Source organism: Aurantimonas litoralis (assembly GCF_026153195.1).
Classification (GTDB): Bacteria; Pseudomonadota; Alphaproteobacteria; order Rhizobiales; family Rhizobiaceae; genus Aurantimonas; species Aurantimonas coralicida.
Genome location: NZ_JAPFBM010000012.1, coordinates 15,377 through 34,239, shown reverse-complemented (window position 1 = coordinate 34,239; position 18,863 = coordinate 15,377). Strand labels below are relative to the sequence as shown.

At 67.0% G+C, this 18,863-nt stretch carries 15 protein-coding genes, 1 tRNA gene and 1 pseudogene; 5 read left to right on the top strand and 12 right to left on the bottom strand.

Annotation, left to right across the window (positions count from 1 at the left end; genetic code table 11):
- Positions 1-80: 80 nt before the first annotated feature.
- Positions 81-776, bottom strand: coding sequence for a ribose-5-phosphate isomerase RpiA (gene rpiA, locus N7I30_RS19485; protein WP_498640862.1), 696 nt, complete (start codon positions 774-776; stop codon positions 81-83).
- A 172-nt stretch (positions 777-948) separates the two neighbouring features.
- Between rpiA and N7I30_RS19480 the strand changes: the two genes are divergently transcribed.
- On the top strand, positions 949-1,647 hold the full coding sequence (locus N7I30_RS19480) for an HAD-IA family hydrolase (RefSeq protein ID WP_498640861.1): 699 nt from the start codon (positions 949-951) through the stop codon (positions 1,645-1,647).
- Between the two features lie 71 nt (positions 1,648-1,718).
- Positions 1,719-1,793 (top strand) — tRNA-Val (locus N7I30_RS19475).
- Positions 1,794-1,891: 98 nt separating this feature from the next.
- Here N7I30_RS19475 and N7I30_RS19470 read toward each other — a convergent pair.
- Together N7I30_RS19470 and N7I30_RS19465 are read right to left on the bottom strand one after the other, a co-directional pair.
- The gene (locus N7I30_RS19470; protein ID WP_228240921.1) at positions 1,892-3,742 is read right to left on the bottom strand and encodes a heavy metal translocating P-type ATPase; all 1,851 of its coding nucleotides are present in this window, start codon (positions 3,740-3,742) and stop codon (positions 1,892-1,894) included.
- A 306-nt stretch (positions 3,743-4,048) separates the two neighbouring features.
- A complete protein-coding gene (locus tag N7I30_RS19465) occupies positions 4,049-5,422 on the bottom strand; it encodes an NAD(P)H-dependent oxidoreductase (RefSeq protein ID WP_491390139.1) in 1,374 nt (457 codons plus the stop codon).
- Positions 5,423-5,751: 329 nt separating this feature from the next.
- On the opposite strand from N7I30_RS19465, the gene N7I30_RS19460 reads away from it, so the two are divergent.
- The gene (locus tag N7I30_RS19460) at positions 5,752-6,627 is read left to right on the top strand and encodes a LysR substrate-binding domain-containing protein (protein WP_491390140.1); all 876 of its coding nucleotides are present in this window, start codon (positions 5,752-5,754) and stop codon (positions 6,625-6,627) included.
- 31 nt (positions 6,628-6,658) lie between these two features.
- Here N7I30_RS19460 and N7I30_RS19455 read toward each other — a convergent pair whose 3' ends face one another.
- The 9 genes and pseudogenes from N7I30_RS19455 to N7I30_RS19415 form a co-directional block, all read right to left on the bottom strand.
- Positions 6,659-8,032: an amidase gene (locus N7I30_RS19455; RefSeq protein WP_483212429.1), complete on the bottom strand. Its 1,374-nt coding sequence runs from the start codon at positions 8,030-8,032 to the stop codon at positions 6,659-6,661.
- Positions 8,032-8,208, bottom strand: a complete 177-nt coding sequence (locus N7I30_RS19450) for a hypothetical protein (protein WP_483212428.1) — start codon at positions 8,206-8,208, stop codon at positions 8,032-8,034. The genes N7I30_RS19455 and N7I30_RS19450 overlap by 1 nt, the downstream gene beginning before the upstream one ends.
- A gap of 20 nt (positions 8,209-8,228) precedes the next feature.
- Positions 8,229-8,964 (bottom strand): annotated as a pseudogene (locus N7I30_RS19445) (DUF1028 domain-containing protein).
- 31 nt (positions 8,965-8,995) lie between these two features.
- Complete coding sequence (locus tag N7I30_RS19440; RefSeq protein ID WP_491390142.1) at positions 8,996-9,727, bottom strand: ABC transporter ATP-binding protein; 732 nt, start codon at positions 9,725-9,727, stop codon at positions 8,996-8,998.
- Positions 9,724-11,541, bottom strand: a complete 1,818-nt coding sequence (locus N7I30_RS19435; RefSeq protein ID WP_498640860.1) for a branched-chain amino acid ABC transporter ATP-binding protein/permease — start codon at positions 11,539-11,541, stop codon at positions 9,724-9,726. The genes N7I30_RS19440 and N7I30_RS19435 overlap by 4 nt, the downstream gene beginning before the upstream one ends.
- Entirely contained in the window at positions 11,534-12,370 is an 837-nt protein-coding gene (locus N7I30_RS19430) for a branched-chain amino acid ABC transporter permease (RefSeq protein WP_421461751.1), read from the bottom strand. Before N7I30_RS19430 ends, N7I30_RS19435 begins: the two co-directional genes overlap by 8 nt.
- An 86-nt stretch (positions 12,371-12,456) precedes the next feature.
- A complete protein-coding gene (locus N7I30_RS19425; RefSeq protein ID WP_483212425.1) occupies positions 12,457-13,608 on the bottom strand; it encodes a substrate-binding protein in 1,152 nt (383 codons plus the stop codon).
- 30 nt (positions 13,609-13,638) lie between these two features.
- Complete coding sequence (locus N7I30_RS19420) at positions 13,639-14,508, bottom strand: nitrilase family protein (protein WP_491390143.1); 870 nt, start codon at positions 14,506-14,508, stop codon at positions 13,639-13,641.
- A gap of 249 nt (positions 14,509-14,757) precedes the next feature.
- On the bottom strand, positions 14,758-15,330 hold the full coding sequence (locus tag N7I30_RS19415) for a cupin domain-containing protein (RefSeq protein WP_228240934.1): 573 nt from the start codon (positions 15,328-15,330) through the stop codon (positions 14,758-14,760).
- A 421-nt stretch (positions 15,331-15,751) separates the two neighbouring features.
- Here N7I30_RS19415 and N7I30_RS19410 point away from each other — a divergent pair, with 421 nt between their 5' ends.
- Together N7I30_RS19410 and bcsA are read left to right on the top strand one after the other, a co-directional pair.
- On the top strand, positions 15,752-16,072 hold the full coding sequence (locus N7I30_RS19410) for a hypothetical protein (RefSeq protein ID WP_228240935.1): 321 nt from the start codon (positions 15,752-15,754) through the stop codon (positions 16,070-16,072).
- A gap of 553 nt (positions 16,073-16,625) precedes the next feature.
- A complete protein-coding gene (bcsA, locus tag N7I30_RS19405) occupies positions 16,626-18,842 on the top strand; it encodes a UDP-forming cellulose synthase catalytic subunit (RefSeq protein ID WP_228240940.1) in 2,217 nt (738 codons plus the stop codon).
- Positions 18,843-18,863 lie beyond the last annotated feature (21 nt).

Genomic DNA, 18,863 nt, shown 5'->3' with positions numbered 1-18,863 from the left:
TCGGCGCTTGAGTATTGGAACTGGCAGCATGCTGGCAAGGGGAAGCCGGTCGCAGGCACGGCGCGAGGCGCCCGCCATGCTCAGGCTTCGAGCGTTTCCAGCCCGTCGTCTCCGGCCAGGATCACGGTGTTCGCCATGCCGAGGAACAGGCCGTGCTCGACGACGCCAGGCACCGCGAACAAGGCCTGCGAGAGGGCTTCTGGATCGCCAATGCGGCCAAAAGATGCGTCGAGAATCAGGTGGCCGTTGTCGGTGATGAAGGGCTCGTCGCCGCTGCGCCGCAGGATCATGTCGCCTTCCAGGCCGTGCCCGGCCGCCGCCTTGCGGATGGCCAGATAGGTGGCGATCATGCCGAAGCCGTTGATCTCGATCGGCAGCGGAAAGGCGCCCAGCGTCTCGACCTTCTTCGAGGCGTCGGCGATCACCAGAAAGCGCTCTGACGCGGCCGCGACGATCTTCTCGCGCAGGAGCGCGCCGCCCCCGCCCTTGATCAGCCGCAGCGAAGCGTCGACCTCGTCGGCGCCGTCGATGGTGAGATCGAGCTCGGGCACGGTCTCCAGCGTCTCGGTCGGCACGCCCAGCTCGGCGCACAGCGCCTCGGTGCGGTTCGAGGTCGTCACGCCGACGATCTTCATGCCGTCGCGGACCCGCTCGGCGAGCACCCGCACGAAGGCTTCGGCGGTCGAGCCGGTGCCGATGCCGAGGCGCATGCCGTCCTCGACATGGGCCAGCGCGGCCTTGCCGGCCATGGTCTTCAGTGTCGCCGAATCCGTCATGGGCGTTCAATCCTCCGCTTGCGCCTTCGAAGCGTCTAGACGGTCCGGCCGGGACTGTCGATGTCACGCCCCGGGCCGCTGCCCGCGAGGCTTGACCTTGCGGACGCGGATTGCGAAGCAAACGCCGATCCGCGGCGCCAGCGCCGGCTCCCGTCACCCGCAAGGACAGATCATGACCGGCATCGCCGTCTTCGACCTCGACGGCACGCTCGTCGACACCGCCCCCGATCTCGCCGCGAGCCTCAATCATTGCCTCGCCGCTGCGGGCATGGCGCCGATGCCGCTCGACGTCGTGCGCCCGCATGCCGGCCACGGCGCCAAGGTGATGCTGCGCGAGGCCTATCGCCGCGACGGCCGCGACCTCGACGACGCCGAGATGCGCGATCAGGTGACGCGCTTCATCGCCTATTACCAGGACCATATCGCCGACGAGTCGCGGCTGTTTCCCGGCGTCCTCGAATCGATGGACCGGCTGGAAGCCGCCGGCATGCGGCTGGCGGTCTGCACCAACAAGTACGAGCGGCTCGCCGGCCTGCTGCTGAATGCGCTGGCCGTCGCCGATCGCTTCGCCGCGATCTGCGGCGCCGACACATTTGCCCGGCGCAAGCCCGACCCGCTGCATCTCCGCGAGACGATCGCGCTGGCCGGCGGGCGGTCCGACCTGTCGGTGATGGTCGGCGACACGGTGACCGACATCGACACCGCGGTGGCGGCGGGCGTGCCCTCGGTGCTGGTGGATTTCGGCTATGCGCCGGACGCGGCGGCAAGAGCCCGCGCCAGCGTCATCATCGAGGATTATGCCAGCCTCGACATCGGCCTCGTGGAACGGCTCGTCGCCAATGCGGGCGAAGTGACGCGAACGAAGCCGTGAATGGCGGTTGACGCGGGCCACGAAGCGGCACTATATCGCGGCGTCCCCGACGCGGCTCACCGCGCCGGCTGGGGCGCGTAGCTCAGCGGGAGAGCACCTCGTTCACACCGAGGGGGTCACAGGTTCAATCCCTGTCGCGCCCACCATCAATTTTTCAGACAGATATCGTCTCAGAAACCCGGCCAGACATTCCGGGATCAGCGGTCGTACAGCCGCTTTGATCCCAGGGCGGACCGATCGCCGGTCAGCCTGGGCGCAGGGCGCGCAGGGCGTTGAGGATGACGGCGACGTCGATCACCTCCTGCAGGAGTGCCCCCTGCACGGGCGGCAGATAGCCCGCGGCCGCCGCGAGCATGCCGAGGCCCGACAGTCCCAGCCCGACGACGACGCTCTGCAGCGCGATGCGGCGCGAGTGGCGGGCGATGGCCATGGCATCGGCCAGCCCGTCCAGATCGTCGCGCAGGAGGATGATGTCGGCCGCTTCCGCCGAGGCGGCGGCGCCTTCGACGCCCATCGCCACGCCGAGATCGGCCGCAACCAGCGCCGGCGCGTCGTTGACCCCGTCGCCGACCATCATCACCGAGCCGCCGGCCTTTTCCCGGCCGACCAGCGCGATCTTGTCCTGCGGCACGAGGTCGGCGGCGACGGCGTCGAGGCCGAGGTCCCCCGTCACGGCCAGCGCGACATCGCGGCGGTCCCCGGTAGCCAGGACGATCCGGCCGACGCCGAGGGCCCGCATCCGGGCGAGCGTCGCACCGACACCGTCGCGCAGGCCGTCCTGCATCAGGATGAGACCGGCGAGCCGGCCCTCCACCACCAGCGCGACGATCAGCGCGCCGGCCGGCACCGCCGCATCGAGCGCCGCAAGCTCGTCCGGCGCCAGGGCCGACGCGACGTGATGGCGTCCGCCGACAAGCATGGCGCGGCCGTCGATCGTGCCTTCCACGCCTTCGCCGGCCACTTCACGTCCGTCCTGCGGCATGACGAGGGCGAGGTCCCGGCGATGCGCCTCGGCAACCAGCGCCCGTGCGATCGCATGCTGCGACAACTGGTCGAGACTTGCGGCCAGACGCAGGATCTCGGCCTCGTCCCAGCCCTTGGACGCGACGATCCGGGTGACCGCGGCAATGCCATGGGTCAACGTCCCGGTCTTGTCGACGACGAGCGTGTCGATCCGGCCGAGGGTTTCGAGCGCCCCGCCGCCCTTGACCAGGACGCCTCTTCCGGCCGCCCGGGACATGCCGGCGACGATGGCGACCGGGACCGCCAGGATCAGCGGACAGGGTGTCGCCACGACGAGAACCGCGACGGCGCGCACCGCATCGCCCGACAGCCACCATGCCCCGAGCGACAGGGCGATGGTCACCGCCATGAAGCCCAAAGCGTAGCGATCGGCGAGCCGGGCCATCGGCGCCTTGGCCCGGGCCGCCTCCTCCACCATGCGCACGATGCCGGCATAGGTGCTGCGGGCCGCCGATTCGCCCGCCACCAGATCGAAGGCGGCGCCGACATTGCTGGCGCCGCTCATCGCGGCCTCGCCGTCGCTGCGCGCGACCGGCAGCGATTCCCCGGTCAGCGCCGACTGGTCGAGCAGCGCCGCGCCGGCGACGGTTCCGTCCACCGGCAGCACGTCGCCGAGATGGATCAGCAGCCGGTCGCCCGGCGCGATGGCGGCGATGGGCACGGTTTCCAGCGCGCCGTCGCGATAGCGCGTCGCATGTTTGGGCACGCGGTCGAGCAGCGCGGTCATCTCGCGGCCGGCGCGGCCTTCGGCGAATGCCTCCAGCGCCTGGCCGCCGGCATACATCAGCGCCACCACCGCGGCCGCCAATGTCTCGCCGACCAGAAGCGCCGCAAGCATCGCCAGTGCCGCGACGATGTCGAGACCGAAATTGCCCTGCCGCAGGCTGACGACGATCTCGCCGACCAGTATGATCAGGACCGGGATCACGCCCGCGGTCCACGCCAGATCGGCGATGTCGGGCCGGCCGACACCCCAGGCGAGCAGGCCCACCGCCAGCCCCGTCAGCGCGCAGACGATCGCCCCGATCCGCGCCAGACGCCGGACCAGCGCCCCCCTCGGAGCGGCGGCCATACGCCCGTCCCTCGCTTCAGCCATGCGCGCGCTTCATTCCGGTCTTCCCTGCGATAAGACGATGCGTCGAACCACAGAACCACATGACATGCGAAAAACGTAATGTTTTCGCGCCGCGCGAGCGGACAAGCGTCCGAAGGTTGCGGGATGACTTACCGCTCTCGGCCCGCCACCTGCTTGGGATCTGACGCGGCGCGCCCTAGCTGCCACGTACGAACGCCGCCGCAAGTTGCGGCGGTGCTTCGTCTGAGGTCATCGCCCCGGCGCGGCCACCCGGCGGGCAGATGCGCGCCGGGTCTCGTCGGCTCAGGCCGCGGCGGCGCGTTGGGTGCGGGCGCGATCCTCCATCGTCCGGCGGATCGTCACGGCCTGGCTCTCGGTCGCCTCGACATCGTCCCAGCTCAGCATCTGCCCCTCGGCGACGGCGCGCTTCAGCGGCATGTTATGCGCCAGGCCGATCGGCAGGCCGCCCATGGCCAGGGAATCCTCGGCGCGGGCGATCCGGCCCCAGACGGTGAAGCCGCCCTCGCCGTCGAGCACATCGCCGGGCTTGAGGGCCTTCTTGGCGACGGCCACGACATCCGAGACGAGCCCGTTGGTCCGGCCGGTCGGCTCGCCGCGCAGCGCGGCGTTGGCGACACTGACGCCAAGCTCCAGCCCGATGAGATGGGACGGCCGGAACAGGGTCGCATAGCGGCCCGAACTGTCGGTGACGACCTGATATTCGCGGAAGCAGCGGCGGACGTAGTCGGCGCCGCGGCCGTCATCCTCCATCGCCTCGAAGGTGATGTAGACGCCCCATCTCAGATCGCCGAAGACATGCCGGCCGTCTCGCTCCAGACTGGAGATCACCTCCACCATGCCGGCCTGTTCGAGAATGCCGCCATGAGAACGCGGCTTCAGGATCTCGGCAAGGTCATGGGTGCCGACGGGGGGAAACAGCAGCCCGTCGCGCGGTGCCAGGAGTCCCGACGCGTTGGAGATCGCCGCCATTTCGAGCGCCGACTTGGTGCCGTCCAGAAACGAGTTGAACATCTGCGGGTTCATGCCGCCCTTCGCCGCCTCCTCGGACGTCAAGCCGTAATGATCCCAGACCGTGTCCGGCGTCGAGGCGGCGTATTGCGGCAGGTACTTGGTGCCCTTGCCGGCGGCCACGACGCGGAAGCCGCAGGTGCGGGCCCAGTCGATCATCTCGCAGACCAGCGCCGGCTGGTCGCCATAGGCCATGGAATAGACCAGCCCGGCGCGGTCGAACTCCTCGACCAGATAGGCGCCGGCCAGAACGTCGGCCTCGACATTCACCATGACCATGTGGCGACCCTGCTCGGCCGCCAGCAAGGCGTGGCGGATGCCGGCCGCCGGATGGCCGGTCGCGTCGATCACCACGTCGAGGCCGTCGGCGCGGATCAGCGCCTCGCCATCCTCGGTGATGCAGGTCCGGCCGGAAGCCAGCGCATCCTCGAAGCTCGACGTGGTCGCCGCCTCGGCGTCCCAGCCGGTGTTGGTCAGCGCCGCCTTCGCGCGGTCGGCGGACAAGTCCGCGATGCCGTAGAGATGCATGCCGGGAATGTGCCGGACCTGTGACAGGAACATCGATCCGAACTTGCCCGCGCCGATCAGGCCGACGCGAATGGGCTTGCCGGCGGTCTGGCGTGCGAGAAGCTTTGTGTAGAGGTTCATGGCGAAGGGTCTCCCTAGAAGATGATGCTCAGACGGCCCGGACAGTTCTGCTGGATCGGTGATGAAGGATTCCGCGGAACGACCGCCGCCGATCGCCAGGCGCCGCAGTCTCCTGCCGGTCTCCCGGCGTTGGCGCTCGTATCGCATCGGCGCAGGGCCTCCCTCCCCGGCCTGACGCGTCTCTCCCCCGATCGGCGGCGGGCCTTCGCCCAATCCGATCGCGCGCCCATCCTCCGGCACGCGCGATGGCCTGAGATCTGGAATACTGGCCAAAGATGAGACGGGGCAAACGACTTTCGCCGGCGCATTGATTAGAATATCTAATTCCGATGCCGATCCCGTTCCGCGCCATTCTCGCCTTTCACGCCACCGCTCGCGCCGGCAGCATGGTCGAGGCGAGCGACAGCATCGGCGTCACCCCGTCGGCGATCAGCCAGCAGATCCAGCTTCTGGAAGCCTATTTCGGCATGCGCCTGTTCTCGCGGACCGGCCGTGGCGTCATCCTGACGGAAGCGGGCGAACGCTATTTCGATCTGATCCGGCACGAGGTCGAGCGCGTCGCGAGCGTCACCGAACAGATGCGCGAGCGCCATTCCTACACGGTGCTGAACGTGCGCATCGCGCCGACCTTCGCCAACACCTGGGTGCTGCCGCGCCTGCCGGGCTTCATCACGGCGAACCCCGACATCGAACTGCATGTCGACGCCACGAACGAGCCGCCGGACTACAGCCGCGAGGCGATCGACCTGGAGATCCGCCATGGCTCGGGCGGCTGGCCGGGCCTTTACACCGAATGTCTGCGGGACGAGGAAATGTCGGTCCTGTGCGCGCCGGGCTGTGCGCCGGCAGGCTCGCTCGAAATCGCCGATCTGACGCGTTTCCGGCTGCTGCATTCGGTCAAGAACGTGGTGCAATGGTCGCACTGGTTCGACGCCCAGGGCGTGGCGCCGCCCAAGGGCCTGCAACGCGCCCTCTTCGACCGGGCGCACATGTCGATCGACATGGCGGTCGCCGGTATCGGGCTGGCGCTGGAATCGGACCTGACCGCCCAGCGCGAGATCGCCGACGGCCGGCTGGTTCGCCCCATGCGGCACGAGAAACGTGTGACACAACGCTCGCTCTGGCTGGTCTGCCCCCACCAGCACCTCAATCGCCGCAAGGTGCAACGCTTCGTCGACTGGCTGAAAGCAACGCTGGCCGAGTAAGGCCCGCGCGGCGTGATCAGGACGTTTCCGGTCAGGCCTTGAGCGTCCGTTCGACCACAGCAGCAGCCCGCACGACGCTCGCCTCGTCGAAGGCCGCGCCGGCGATCTGGAAGCCGATCGGCAACCCGCGGGAGTCGGTCCCACAGGGCAGGCTGATTGCCGGCAGACCGAGCAGGTTCCACGGATAGGTGAAGCGCCAGGAGGTCTCCAGCACGCTCTCGCGCCGGCCACCCAGCACCACCTCGCGCTGGCCGATCTCCCAGGCGGTGATCGGCATGCTCGGCCCGACCACCACGTCGACCCGATCAAACACCGTCTGGAACTTGCCGGCCAGGAGCCGGCGGTAGCGTTCCGCCTGGAGGTAGTCGGAGCCCGTCACCAGCCGACCCATCTCGACCAGCAGCCTGACGTCCTCGCTGTAGTCGTCGATGGCGCCGGAGGCCAGATGCGGGAGATGGTAGGCGGTCGAGGACGACAGTTCGATGGCGAAGATCGCGCCGAGGCCACAGGCGAGTTCCGGGACCTCGAATTCGACGATCTGTGCGCCGGCAGCGGCCAGGCGCTCGATCGTCGCCTCGACCGCGGCCGCGACTTCGCTGTCAAGAGCCTCGAAGAAATGGTTGCGGCAGACGCCGACGCGCAGCCCCTCGACGGGCGCGGCCGCGAGCGGCGCCAGATCGGTGGGCGGCTCGTTCGCCGATGCCGCATCGTCTGGATCGTGCCCCGACATCACGTCGACGAGCAGCGCCGCATCGGCGACGTTGCGGGTGAGCGGGCCGGCATGGTCCAGCGACCAGCTGTGCGGCACGATGCCGGAGCGGCCGATCCGGCCGAAGGTCGGCTTGAAGCCCACCGTTCCGCAGAGGCTGGCCGGGATGCGGATGGAGCCGCCGGTATCGGAGCCGGTCGCGGCGAGGCAGAATCCAGCGGCAACGGCAGCCCCTGACCCGCCGCTCGATCCGCCCGGTACCCGCCCCTCGTCATGGGGGTTGCGGGCCGGCGGGGTCTCCATGCCCCAGGCGAATTCGTGCATCCGCGTCTTGCCGATGAGGATCGCCCCGGCCTTGCGCAGCCGGGCGATGGCGGCGCCGTCCTCCTTCGGAAAGGCGATCTCGGCAGCCGTACCGGCCGTCGTCGGCATGTCGGCCGTCAGGTAATTGTCCTTGACCGCGATCGGGATGCCGTGGAGCGGGCCCAGTGCCCGACCGTCGCGCACGGCCAGTTCCGCCGACTTCGCCTGTTCCAGCGCGTTGCCGGCCACATGGACGAAGGACTGGAGCGTGCCGTCGCGGGTCGCGATCCGATCGAGGCAGGCACCGACGAGATCCACCGGTGACAGCTTCGCGTCCCGGATTGCCCTGGCCACCTCGCCGATCGGCGCATCGAAGGCGGTGTCGATGTCCATCAGGCGTTCTCCCCGCGGCGCAACGGCCGGAACACGATGGCCGGGTGGGTCTCGCCCAGATCGAGACCGCGCAGCGCGCCGATCTGTTCGGCGATAGTGGCGTAGGCGGCCCGCACCTCGGCCACCCGATCGACGCGGATCAGCGTCTCGGGATCGATCTCGCGTTCGTCCTGCATCGGCTCTCTCCTCGTTCCGGTCACGGCTCGCGGCTGCCGCCGCCGCCCGGACGGTCCGGCGGCGATCTGAGCAGGAGGTCCATCACCTCCTGCGGGAAAGCGCTCGGCCGTTCGCGCCGCGGCATGCCGTCGACAAAGGGCACGAGCTGGAGCTTGGCGACCTCGAAGGTCCGGCGCAGCCGCGCCACCGGATTGGCATCCTCGTCGACGCGCAGGTCGAGCCGCGCATAGGCTTCGCCGGCGTAAACCAGCAACGCTGCCGACTGCTTGCCGCGCTTGTCGCCGCCCGCGCCGAGCGGCTTCGAGGCAGCGCATCAGCCGTTCGCCGAGCGGCTCGTCCGCCGTGCCAGTGAAGCTGGTTTCCATGGCGGCGATGACCTCGGGGCCGGTCAGCATGTTGCCCTGGGCGGCATAATCCGTGCCGGTGGCCGCGGCATGGGCGGGTGTGCAGGCGTCTCCGGTCCAGGACGCCGAGCCGCCGGCCGCGTCGACGACGCCGACCTGCCTGAGATGGGCCTCCGGATCGGCCGCCATGGCCGTGGCAAGGGCAGCTTCGACGCCCGCCCCCTCCCCGAGCACATCGAGAATGGCCGAGGCGAGGTAGGGATTGACCCAGGACTGGGTCGTCACCGCACCGAGGCCGGGCCGGACATAGGGGCACATCGACCCAACGGCCGGCACGGCCGAAGCCACCGCGACGCCCAGTTCGCCGGTTCGCGCGCACCGCGCGACGATGGAGTAGGTGTTGGCTTCCATGGCAGTCAAGCAGCTCCCGTTTGGCTTGCCGCTAGATCCGCAGATGCTGTTCGAGCGTCGCGGCGGTGTCGGTGTGGGCCGCATCCCCCTGCTCGACGATCTCGCCGATCTTCAGGATCGCGTAGCGGTCGGCGACCGACAGGGCGAAGGGCAGGTTCTGCTCGACCAGGAGCACGGCGACGCCGTTCTTCTCCTTGGTCTGCCGCAGCACCTCGGCCATCTTGGTGACCATGGAGGGCTGCAAGCCTTCGGAGATCTCGTCGATGAGCATGATCTTCGGCCGGGCGACGAGGCCGCGCGACAACAGCAGCATCTTCTGCTCGCCGCCGCTCAGCGTACCGGCGCGCTGGCGAAAGCGCCGGGCGATGACCGGGAAGGCTGCTTCCACGTCGCCCATCCGCTCGGCGAGCAGCCTGTCGCTTTCCACGCCGAGGCGGAGGTTTTCCTCCACGGTCAGGTCCTGGAAGATCGCGAATTCCTGCGGCGTATAGGCCACCGACTGGCGCGCGATCAGGTGCGGCGGACGGTTGGTGATCTCCTCCCCGCCAAGGCGGATGGTGCCACGCGACGCCCGCACATAGCCCATGATGGTCTTGAGCAGCGTCGACTTGCCCATGCCGTTCTTGCCGAGGATCACCAGGATCTCGCCGGGCGCGATGCCGAAGCTGACGTCGCGCACCACGGTCGCCGCGCCGTAGCCGCTGCTGACATTTTCGACGGCAAGCCAGTTCTCTCGGGGCGTGAGGTTCTGTGCTGCGCTCATGCGGCGGTCTCCAGATTGTGGCCGGCATAGACCGCCTTGACGAGATCGGACGAGACGACCTCCTCGACGCTGCCGTCGAGCAGGAGCTTGCCCTGGTGGAGGACGACGATCCGGTTGGAGATTTCCCGGACAAAGTCGAGATCGTGCTCGATCAGGAAAACGCAGAGCCCGTATTCCTCGACGAGGCGGGTCAGGACGTGGCCGATCGCCGTGCGCTCGGACTTGGTCAGTCCGGCGGTCGGCTCGTCGAGCAGGAGGACGCGCGGCTCGGTGGCCAGCACCATGGCGAGTTCCAGACCGCGCTTCATGCCGTGGGACAGATAGCGGGTCTCCAGGCCCAGCTGCTGGTCGAGCCCGGTTGCCCGCAGGATCTCCAGCGCCGGCTCCGGCAGCGCCACCGTCTGCCGCCGCACGAAGGCAGAGGCGCCGTCGATGCGGTAGCGGGCCAGCCGCAGGCAGTCACCCACCGTCAGGCTGTCGAACAGGCTGGTATTCTGGAAGCTACGACCGACGCCGAGCCCGACGATCTTCTGCGGCGAACGGCGACCGATCTCGGTGCCCGCGACGGTCACCTGGCCGCTGGTGCGCTCGGTGCCGTTGCTGATGCAGCGCATCAGCGTCGTCTTGCCAGCGCCGTTCGGGCCGACGATGCTCAGAAGCTGCCCTTCGCGCGCTTCCACCTCGATGCCGTCGAGGACGGTGAGGCTGCCATAGCGACACGTCAGGGCCGCGATGCGGATCGGCGCAACGGATGTTGCCGTGGGTCGCACGCCGGTTCCCTCGGCGGCAACCAGACGGACGCCGGCGGCGTGATGGCCCTCGCCTTCGGGGTTGGAGCGCGCGCGATACCGGCGCCAGGCACCGGTGACCAGCGAGGCGAAGCCGTTCGGCAGGAGGATAATCACCAGCACGAAGACGACGCCGACGATGAACTTCCACAGGAACGGCAGGCTGCCGGACAGATAGGACGACGTCACGTCGATGCCGATGGCGCCGAGGATCGGGCCGAGCAGCGTGCCGCGTCCGCCGAGCGCCACCCAGATCAGCGATTCCGTGCCGAGCAGGAAGCCGCCGAGTTCGGGCGCCACGACGTTGGTGAAGGCGGCATAGCCGAAGCCGGCGACCGCGCCGATGGCGCCGCAGGCGACGAACAGGCCGATCTTGATGCGCGAGACCGGGATGCCGAGATAGGCGCAGCGGTCCTCGTTCTCGCGGATCGCTACGAGGATGCGGCCGTAGTCGGAGCGCACGAAGAGCCAGGCAACGGTGGCGACCGCCACGAGCAGGATGCCGGCGATCACGAACCAGGTGTCGATCGACCAGTAATAGGTCGGGAAGCCTGACAGGCCGCTGCTCGAGCCGGTGAACCGGCCGCCCGCGAAGATGATCTGGACGAGCACGATCGGCAGTGCCAGCGTCATGATCGAGGAATAGAGCGGCGAGGCGCCGTGATAGAAGGACAGGAGGCCCACCAGCCAGGCGGTCACCGCCGCGGCGACGATGCCGATGACCAGCGCGAGCGCGAACCAGCCCGGACCGAAGCCCCAATGGGTGGCGACCAGTGCGCAGGCATAGGCGCCGATGCCGAAGAAGGCCGACTGGCCGAAGGTCAGGACGCCCGTATAGCCCCAGACGAGATCCACCGTCAGCGCCAGGACGCCGAGGAAGAGCGCCCGGATCAGGACGTTGGTCATGTAGGTGTCGAGATAGAGCGGTGCGGTCGCCACGATGACGAGTGCGACGGCGGCCCCGGCGAGCGTCGTCCAGATCTGGCGGGACGAGCGCTGCGACGCGTTCGAAATGTTGTCAGCCACGGGACAGTCCTTGGGGTTTGATACGCAGGATGACTGCGGCGAGGACGACAATGGTGATACCGCCGAGGATCGGGCTGACGAAGGTGCTGACCAGCACCTGGGCGCCGCCGAGGAACAGCGAGGCGAGCGCCAGTCCGGGGATCGCAACCCCGGAGACCAGCACCAGCATGAAGGAATTGACCAGCCAGGGCAGGCCCATGTTCGGGTCGACCGAGAGCAGCGGCGTGATCAGCGCGCCGGCGGCGCAGGCCAGCGCGGCACCGAGGCCGAAGGTCATGGCGCGCACCCGGACGCTGTCGATGCCGAGGCCGCGGGCAAGGTTCTCGTTCATGATCACCGCCCGGGCATGAAGGCCGAAGCGGGTCAGATACAGAAGCGCCGTCAGGAGCCCGCCGATGATCACGGCGACGGCTACGAGGATCAGCCGCCAGGACGAATAGGTCGTGGCGAAGATGTCGGTCGTGCCGGAAATCGGGCTGGCGGCGAACTGCACTTCACGGCCGAAGATGAAGACGATGACCTGCGCGATGACGATGCCGAGCCCCCAGGTGGCGAGGATCGCGTCGAGCGGGCGCGAGTAGAGCGGCCGCACGATCAGGCGCTCCACCACGACGCCGAGCAGGAAGCCGACGATGGCAGCGGCGGGAATGGTCAGCCATGGACTGAAGCCGGCATCGGTCACCACATGGGCGGCGTAGCCGCCGACGGTCAGGAAGGCGCCGTGGGCGAAATTGATCAGTTTCATCACGCCGAGGATGATCATCAGCCCGGCGGCCACGATGAACAGCATCGAAGATGTCGTCAGAATATCGAGAAAGAGCGTCGCCATCCGGTCTCCAGCGGCCTGTGCCTGTCGGGTGGAGATGGCCGGCGGACATCGCCCGCCGGCCATCTCTCATGATGTGGGTGGTCGGCTCAGAGGTTCGGGCACTGCTCGCCGGGATCGACATTGTCGAAGGTCTTGATGACCTCGACGCCGCCGGCATCGGTGACCTGGCCGAGATACATGGTCAGCGGCGTATGATGCTGCTTGTTCATCTGGATCGCGCCACGCGGGCCGGTGAAGGAGACCTCCGGCAGGGCGTCGACGATCGCCTGGGGCTCGACCGACCCGGCCTTCTCGGCGGCGGCCTTGTAGAGATAGATGGCCTCGTACTGCGGCACGGACAGATCGTTCGGGGTCTTCAGCTCGCTGCCGAACTTCTCTTCCATGGCGGCCAGGAAGGTCTTGTTCTCCTCGCTGCCGATGCCGGTCAGATAGGACTGGGAGATGAAGATGCCGGCCGCGTCGGCGCCCATGTTCTTGGCGGTACCCTCGTCGACGGCGAGGTTGCCGTAGGGGATCGAGACGCCGGAATTGCGCAGCTGCTTGGTCAAGGTGACGTTCGGCGCGCCGCCTGCCGTCGAGGTGATCAGCGCATCGGGATTGCTCGACTTCAGATCGCTGATGATCGCGGTCCAGTCGGAGCCGTCCATCGGCAGATACTGCTCGCCGAGCACCTCACCACCCCGCTCGGTGATGTAGTCGCGGGTGAATTCCAGCATTCCGCGGCCGAAATTGTAGTCGCTGCCGATCAGGTAGAATGTCTTGGCGCTGAGGTTGTCGACGAAGTGGTCGACGATCGGCTTGACCTGCTGCTCGGGCACCCAGGCATCGACGAACATCCAGGGGCTGCAGGACCGGCCCTCGTAGAAGGATGTGTAGATGAACGGCTTGCCGGCGCGGTTGACGATCGGCAGGCCGGCATTGCGGGCAGCGCTCGTCTCCATGGAGATCAGCACGTCGACGTCGTCCTGGAAGACCAGCGAGTCGAAAGCCCGCTGGGCGCCCTGGGCGCCGCTGCCGTCATCGGCCACGACCAGCTCGACCTGGCGGCCGAGAATGCCGCCTGCCGCGTTGATCTCCTCGACGGCGAGCTCGCTGGACTGGACGACGGAGGGCGCGACGACGCTGTTAGCGCCGCTGAGGCCGACGGGAATGCCGATCTGGATCGGCTCCTGCGCCGAGGCGCCGCAGGCCATGGCTCCCAGAAGCGCGACGCTTCCGGCTAGACTCTTGATGTTCATGACGTGTTTTCCCTGTTTGAGAGGCCTGTTTCAGTACCAGCCGGGCCGAGCCGCCGTGCCCAGCATTTCCCCGTAAAGATCCGTCCGACGATCGCGCATGACCTGGTTGAAGTCGTTCCAGTTGCGCTTCCTGCGGGACTGGGAGAGGTCGCAGATGGCGGTCACCAGTTCCGGCTCGCCCGCACTTGCGGGGCCGGCGACCGGCCAGCCATTGTGGTCGACGATGAGACTCTGGCCGATGAAGGGCTGGCCACGCTCGGTGCCGACCCGGTCGCAGGCGGCGACCACCATGGAATTGCTGTGCGCCGCGCCCATGCACAGGACGTTCGCCATGGCCGGCATGCCGGCCGGCTGCTCGGCCATCGGCACCCAGTTGGTGGGCACGCAGACGATGTCGGCGCCCTGCAGCGCCAGTAGACGCCAAGCCTCGGGAAACCAGCCATCGTAGCAGATGAGCACGCCGATCCGGCCGAAGGGCGTATGGAAGACCGGAAAGCCCAGATCGCCGCGTTCGAAATACAGGGCTTCGTCGGCCCACAGATGGTTCTTGCGATAGGTGCCGATGACCCCGTCGGGGCCAATCACAACCGCGCTGTTGTAGAGCCTGACGCCCTCGCGCTCCAGGAAGCCGGCCACGAGGTAAAGACCGCGCTCGGCTGCCAGCGCCGCCCAACGGGCGATGGAGCTGCCGGTCGCAACACTCTCGGACAGCGCATAGGCCTCTTCACGGCTTTCCAGGACGTAGCCGGAATTGCACAGCTCCGGCAGCACGATCAGCCGGGAGCCGGAATCGGCGGCCTCACCGATCAGCTTCAGGCTGGCTTCGACATTGCGCTCGACCTCACCGATGCGCGGCTCGAACTGCGCACATGAGATCTGGATGCCTGCCGCCTGCGCCATGAACCTTCGCCTCACCTTCGCGTTTGTGCCAACCCGCACCAGCCCTTGCCGGCATGCCACGAACAGCGGCGCGCCAAGGGCTGCGATGGGGAAAGCCTACCCGATCCGGGTGCGCGTTCAAGTGACTTGAACGGATTTCTGTAAGAATTTTGGGCGCGCCCAATCCGCAGGCAGCCTGCCGATTGGGCGGGCAGGACGGACGCTGCCGGCACCACCGCGGGTGCCCTGCCCCACCAGCTGATGGCGTGCTCAGAAAGTAGGCGGCGTGTTGACCCAGAGCACCCGGGCGACCGTGTCGCCGTCATTGCGATATTCGTGCGGACGCTCGGACCGGAAGGCGAACGAGTCGCCCGGCGCGAGCACATGGGTGACGCCCTCGACGGTCAAGGTGAAGGTGCCTTCGAGCACGAAGCCGATTTCCTCGCCGACATGCGAGAAGGCGCCGTCGGTCGAACCGCCGGGATTGACGATGTGGATGTTGGCCTCGAGCACGTTGCGGGGCGCGGCGGGCGGCAGCCGCTCCAGCATGATGCCGGCGCCCCGGCGAGACTGGCCGACGCCGATGACCTGCCGCTCGCCGGCCCGGTGGACGATCGCCGCGTCCTCGTCCTGCGGTTCGAACAGGAAGGCGATGTTGATTCCCAGCGCATCCACGAGCTTGCGCAGCATCGTCAGGGTGGGATTGACCCTGCCCGTCTCGACCTTGGACAGCATGCTTTCCGAACAGCCCACCGTCGCAGCAAGCTGCTTCAGCGAGAGATTGTGCAGGTTGCGCATGTGCCGGAGCTTGCGGCCGACATCCTGCGGCACCGAGTTACGCATCTGTTGCATCCGGCAAACAACCTCAACTTGGCGGACGGATCGCTCCAGCTACAACCGAACCCATCCATGGCTCGCGCCAGATAACCGCAAGTGGCATGCAACCGGAACCCCTCGTCGCCCCGCAAAGTGTGATGCGAGGATCGCTGCCGCGTGGCTCGACGCTCGGGGCGATGACGATCCTCTTTCTCGGACCGTCCGAAGTGTTGAAGGATACCGCAATCCTTTGCCGGGACAGGCGCGTGCGTAGCGCGAGCGACCTTGCGAACCGGATAAGGGCCCTCTGTAGGTCCACGCGACGCGGGCTGTGGCACATGCCGCTTCCTGTCCGCAGTCCGACCAGGCAGTGGCCACCACACTCCCAGCACTTGACGGCGAGATGCCCGCGTGGCGCGATCGAGCCCCATCAAATGCGAGGTTCTCGATGAAGATGGTCGCCGTCGCTTGCTTGGCTACGCTCGGCTTCGCAACGAGCGCGCAGGCGCAGCTCCTCAATCCCCTGCGAATTGTGCAGTGGGGAACGCCGGTCAGCCCTTTTCAGCCGGACAGCGTCGGCTCGCTTCTTCGTCTGATGGGTCGGGGGGAAGCGTACGCACTGCCCTTGCCGCGCTACCTGGAGTTCCGCAACGACCTGGTTCGCATCACGACGGCATCGGGATCCGCATGGCATCTGATACCGCTCAGCCCAGAGCCTTCTCATTGCGGCGGAGCCTGGTGCGGGATGGTGGATCAAGATGCGCGATAAGGCGTCGACGCCGCATTAAACCGCGCCCCGCGGGCGGAATACGTGCATGCCATCTGCCGCAAAGCTCACAGGAACTGATGGTCCCGCCGCCTATCGACATGGAATGTACGGAGGCACCTTGGGGAAAAAGCCATCGGCCCCTTTGGCCTTCACAGAATGCTCCTCACGTACCAAGGCCATAGCGCCGTAGCCACGATTGCCGCACCCACACCAATCGAAGTGCTTCTCGCACAGCCCTCCGCGGCGAAATCCGTCTTCCACGATGGATCGTAATGGTCGTCGGCGCGACAGAGCCCGGTGGGACGCCATCACACCAGCCTATAGCATTCAGCCAAATGCCTCGAACGGAGGCGATATGTGCAGATTCTGCACGGCCAGTGCCAAAAAGACGCTCATTTTCCTCAGCGTCACTAGGATATATTTCTCAATTAACCAGACCTTACCGTAAAAGTGAGCGGACATTGACGCAAGACGCCGCGCCCTGTTTAAATCCGCATAGTCGTTTCGGGATCTAATCCTGCATGCTCCCCGCGCAAAAATAGTTGAGGTTTCGATGCTTAGAACGATCTTAGGTGGCATCTGGCTGGTTTGCGCATTGCTTTTCTTCATAATGGTTCAGCAACCTGTGAGCGTAGAGGCGCAATGGCTGATTGCGATTACTGCTCTGGCCGTAGCTATTGGCATATACACACTTCGTCTGAGCGGCACATGGAAATATATATTCCTGGGCGCCGTCAGCCTTGTCGTCCTGCGTTACGCGTACTGGCGCACCACATCGACCTTGCCCTCCGCGGACGATCTCACCAACTTCATCCCGGCCATCATCCTCTATGGCGCCGAGATGTATTGTCTGCTGATGCTGGCGATGAGCCTTTTCGTGTCTGCCGATCCGCTCGAACGCCCGCAGGCGCCGCAGTATCCGGACGACGAGTTGCCCAGTGTCGACGTGTTTGTGCCCTCCTACAACGAGAGCTCCGACATCCTGTCGCTCACCTTGGCGGCCGCGAAATCCCTCGATTACCCGCAGGACAAGTTGCACGTGTATCTGCTGGACGACGGCGGCACGGACGAGAAGCGACTGTCGTCGGATCACAAGACTGCGCTCGCAGCGCAGACGCGTCACGAAGAACTGCAGTATCTGTGCCGTGATCTCGGCGTCGGCTATCTGACCCGGCCCGCCAACGTGCACGCCAAAGCCGGCAATCTTAACAACGGACTGGCGCATTCGTCCGGTGCGCTGGTGGTCGTGTTCGATGCCGACCACGCACCTGCCCGGGAGTTCCTGCGCGAGACCGTCGGGTTCTTCAAGCGCGATCCCAGGCTGTTTCTCGTCCAGACGCCGCACTTCTTCTCCAATCCCGACCCGTTGGAGAAGAACCTGTCAACCTTCCGAACGATGCCGTCGGAGAACGAGATGTTCTACGGCACGATCCAGAAGGGTTTGGACAAGTGGAACGCCGCGTTCTTCTGCGGTTCGGCTGCGGTGCTGCGCCGCTCGGCTCTCGACCAGGTTGGCGGCTTCTCCGGCGTGTCCATCACCGAGGATTGCGAGACGGCGCTCGATCTCCATTCGCGCGGTTGGAACAGCCTGTATGTCGACCGGCCGATGGTCTCCGGGCTGCAGCCGGAGACCCTTGTCAGTTTCATCGGCCAGCGGTCGCGCTGGTGCCGGGGCATGATCCAGATCCTGCTGTTGAAGAACCCGGCATTCCGGTCCGGCCTGACCTTGGCACAGCGCATCTGCTACATGTCGAGCGGAATGTTCTGGTTCTTTCCGTTCGTCCGCCTCGTCTTCCTGGCCTCGCCGCTGCTCTTCATCCTGTTCGACATGAAGATCTTCGACGCCTCGGTGGATGAGTTCGTCGCCTACTCCCTCACCTACCTCTTCGCCGGCGAACTGCTGCGCAACTATCTTTACGGCCGCGTGCGCTGGCCCTGGGTGTCGGATCTCTACGAATACATCCAGTCGGTCTATCTGGTGCGCGCCATCATGAGCGTGCTGATCAACCCGCGGCGCCCGACCTTCAACGTCACTGCGAAGGGACTGACGATGGACCGGGACCGCCTTTCGGACCTGTCCTGGCCCTACTTCGTGATCTTCGGCGCGCTGCTGCTCACCATGGGTGTTGCGATCTATCGCTATCAGACCGAGCCGGAAATCGGCGGCATGCTGCTGGTCGTCGGAACCTGGAACCTCATGAACCTGGTCGTCGCAGGCGCGGCGCTCGGGGTCGTTACCGAGCGGATGGAACGCCGGCAGGCGCCGCGGATGCCCAGTGCCCGCAAGGGCGAACTGGTCGTCGCGGGAGCAACGGTTCCGGTGGTGATCGAAGACGTATCGCTGGGCGGCGCCAAGGTCGCGGTGCTCGGCAGGCTCCCCGAAGCAATCGATCGCGAGGATGCTCGGCTCCTCGTCTGGACCCAGGACGGCACCCGCGAACTGGGCTCGCTGCCGGTGACCGTGAAAAGCTTCGGCGGTGGCGAGGACGGTCTGGGCTTGGGACTGCGGTTCCGCGCCGGCGTCACGCACTACCCGCTGATCGCCAACCTGATGCTGGCCGATCTCGGCCCGGTCCGTGCCGCCCGTCTGGCCCGGCGCAACCGCCGCGGCATCCTCGGGGGAAGCTTCGCCTTCATCGGCTGGAGTCTCGCCTACCCGCTGGGCGCGTTCCACCATCTCATCTTCGATCGCGATGCGAAGCAGCCGGCGTTGGAGGCGGACACCGCACCGGCCCCGGCGGCAGCCCGGCCGAACTCAGCCAACGCCTGAAGGTATCACCATCATGATTTT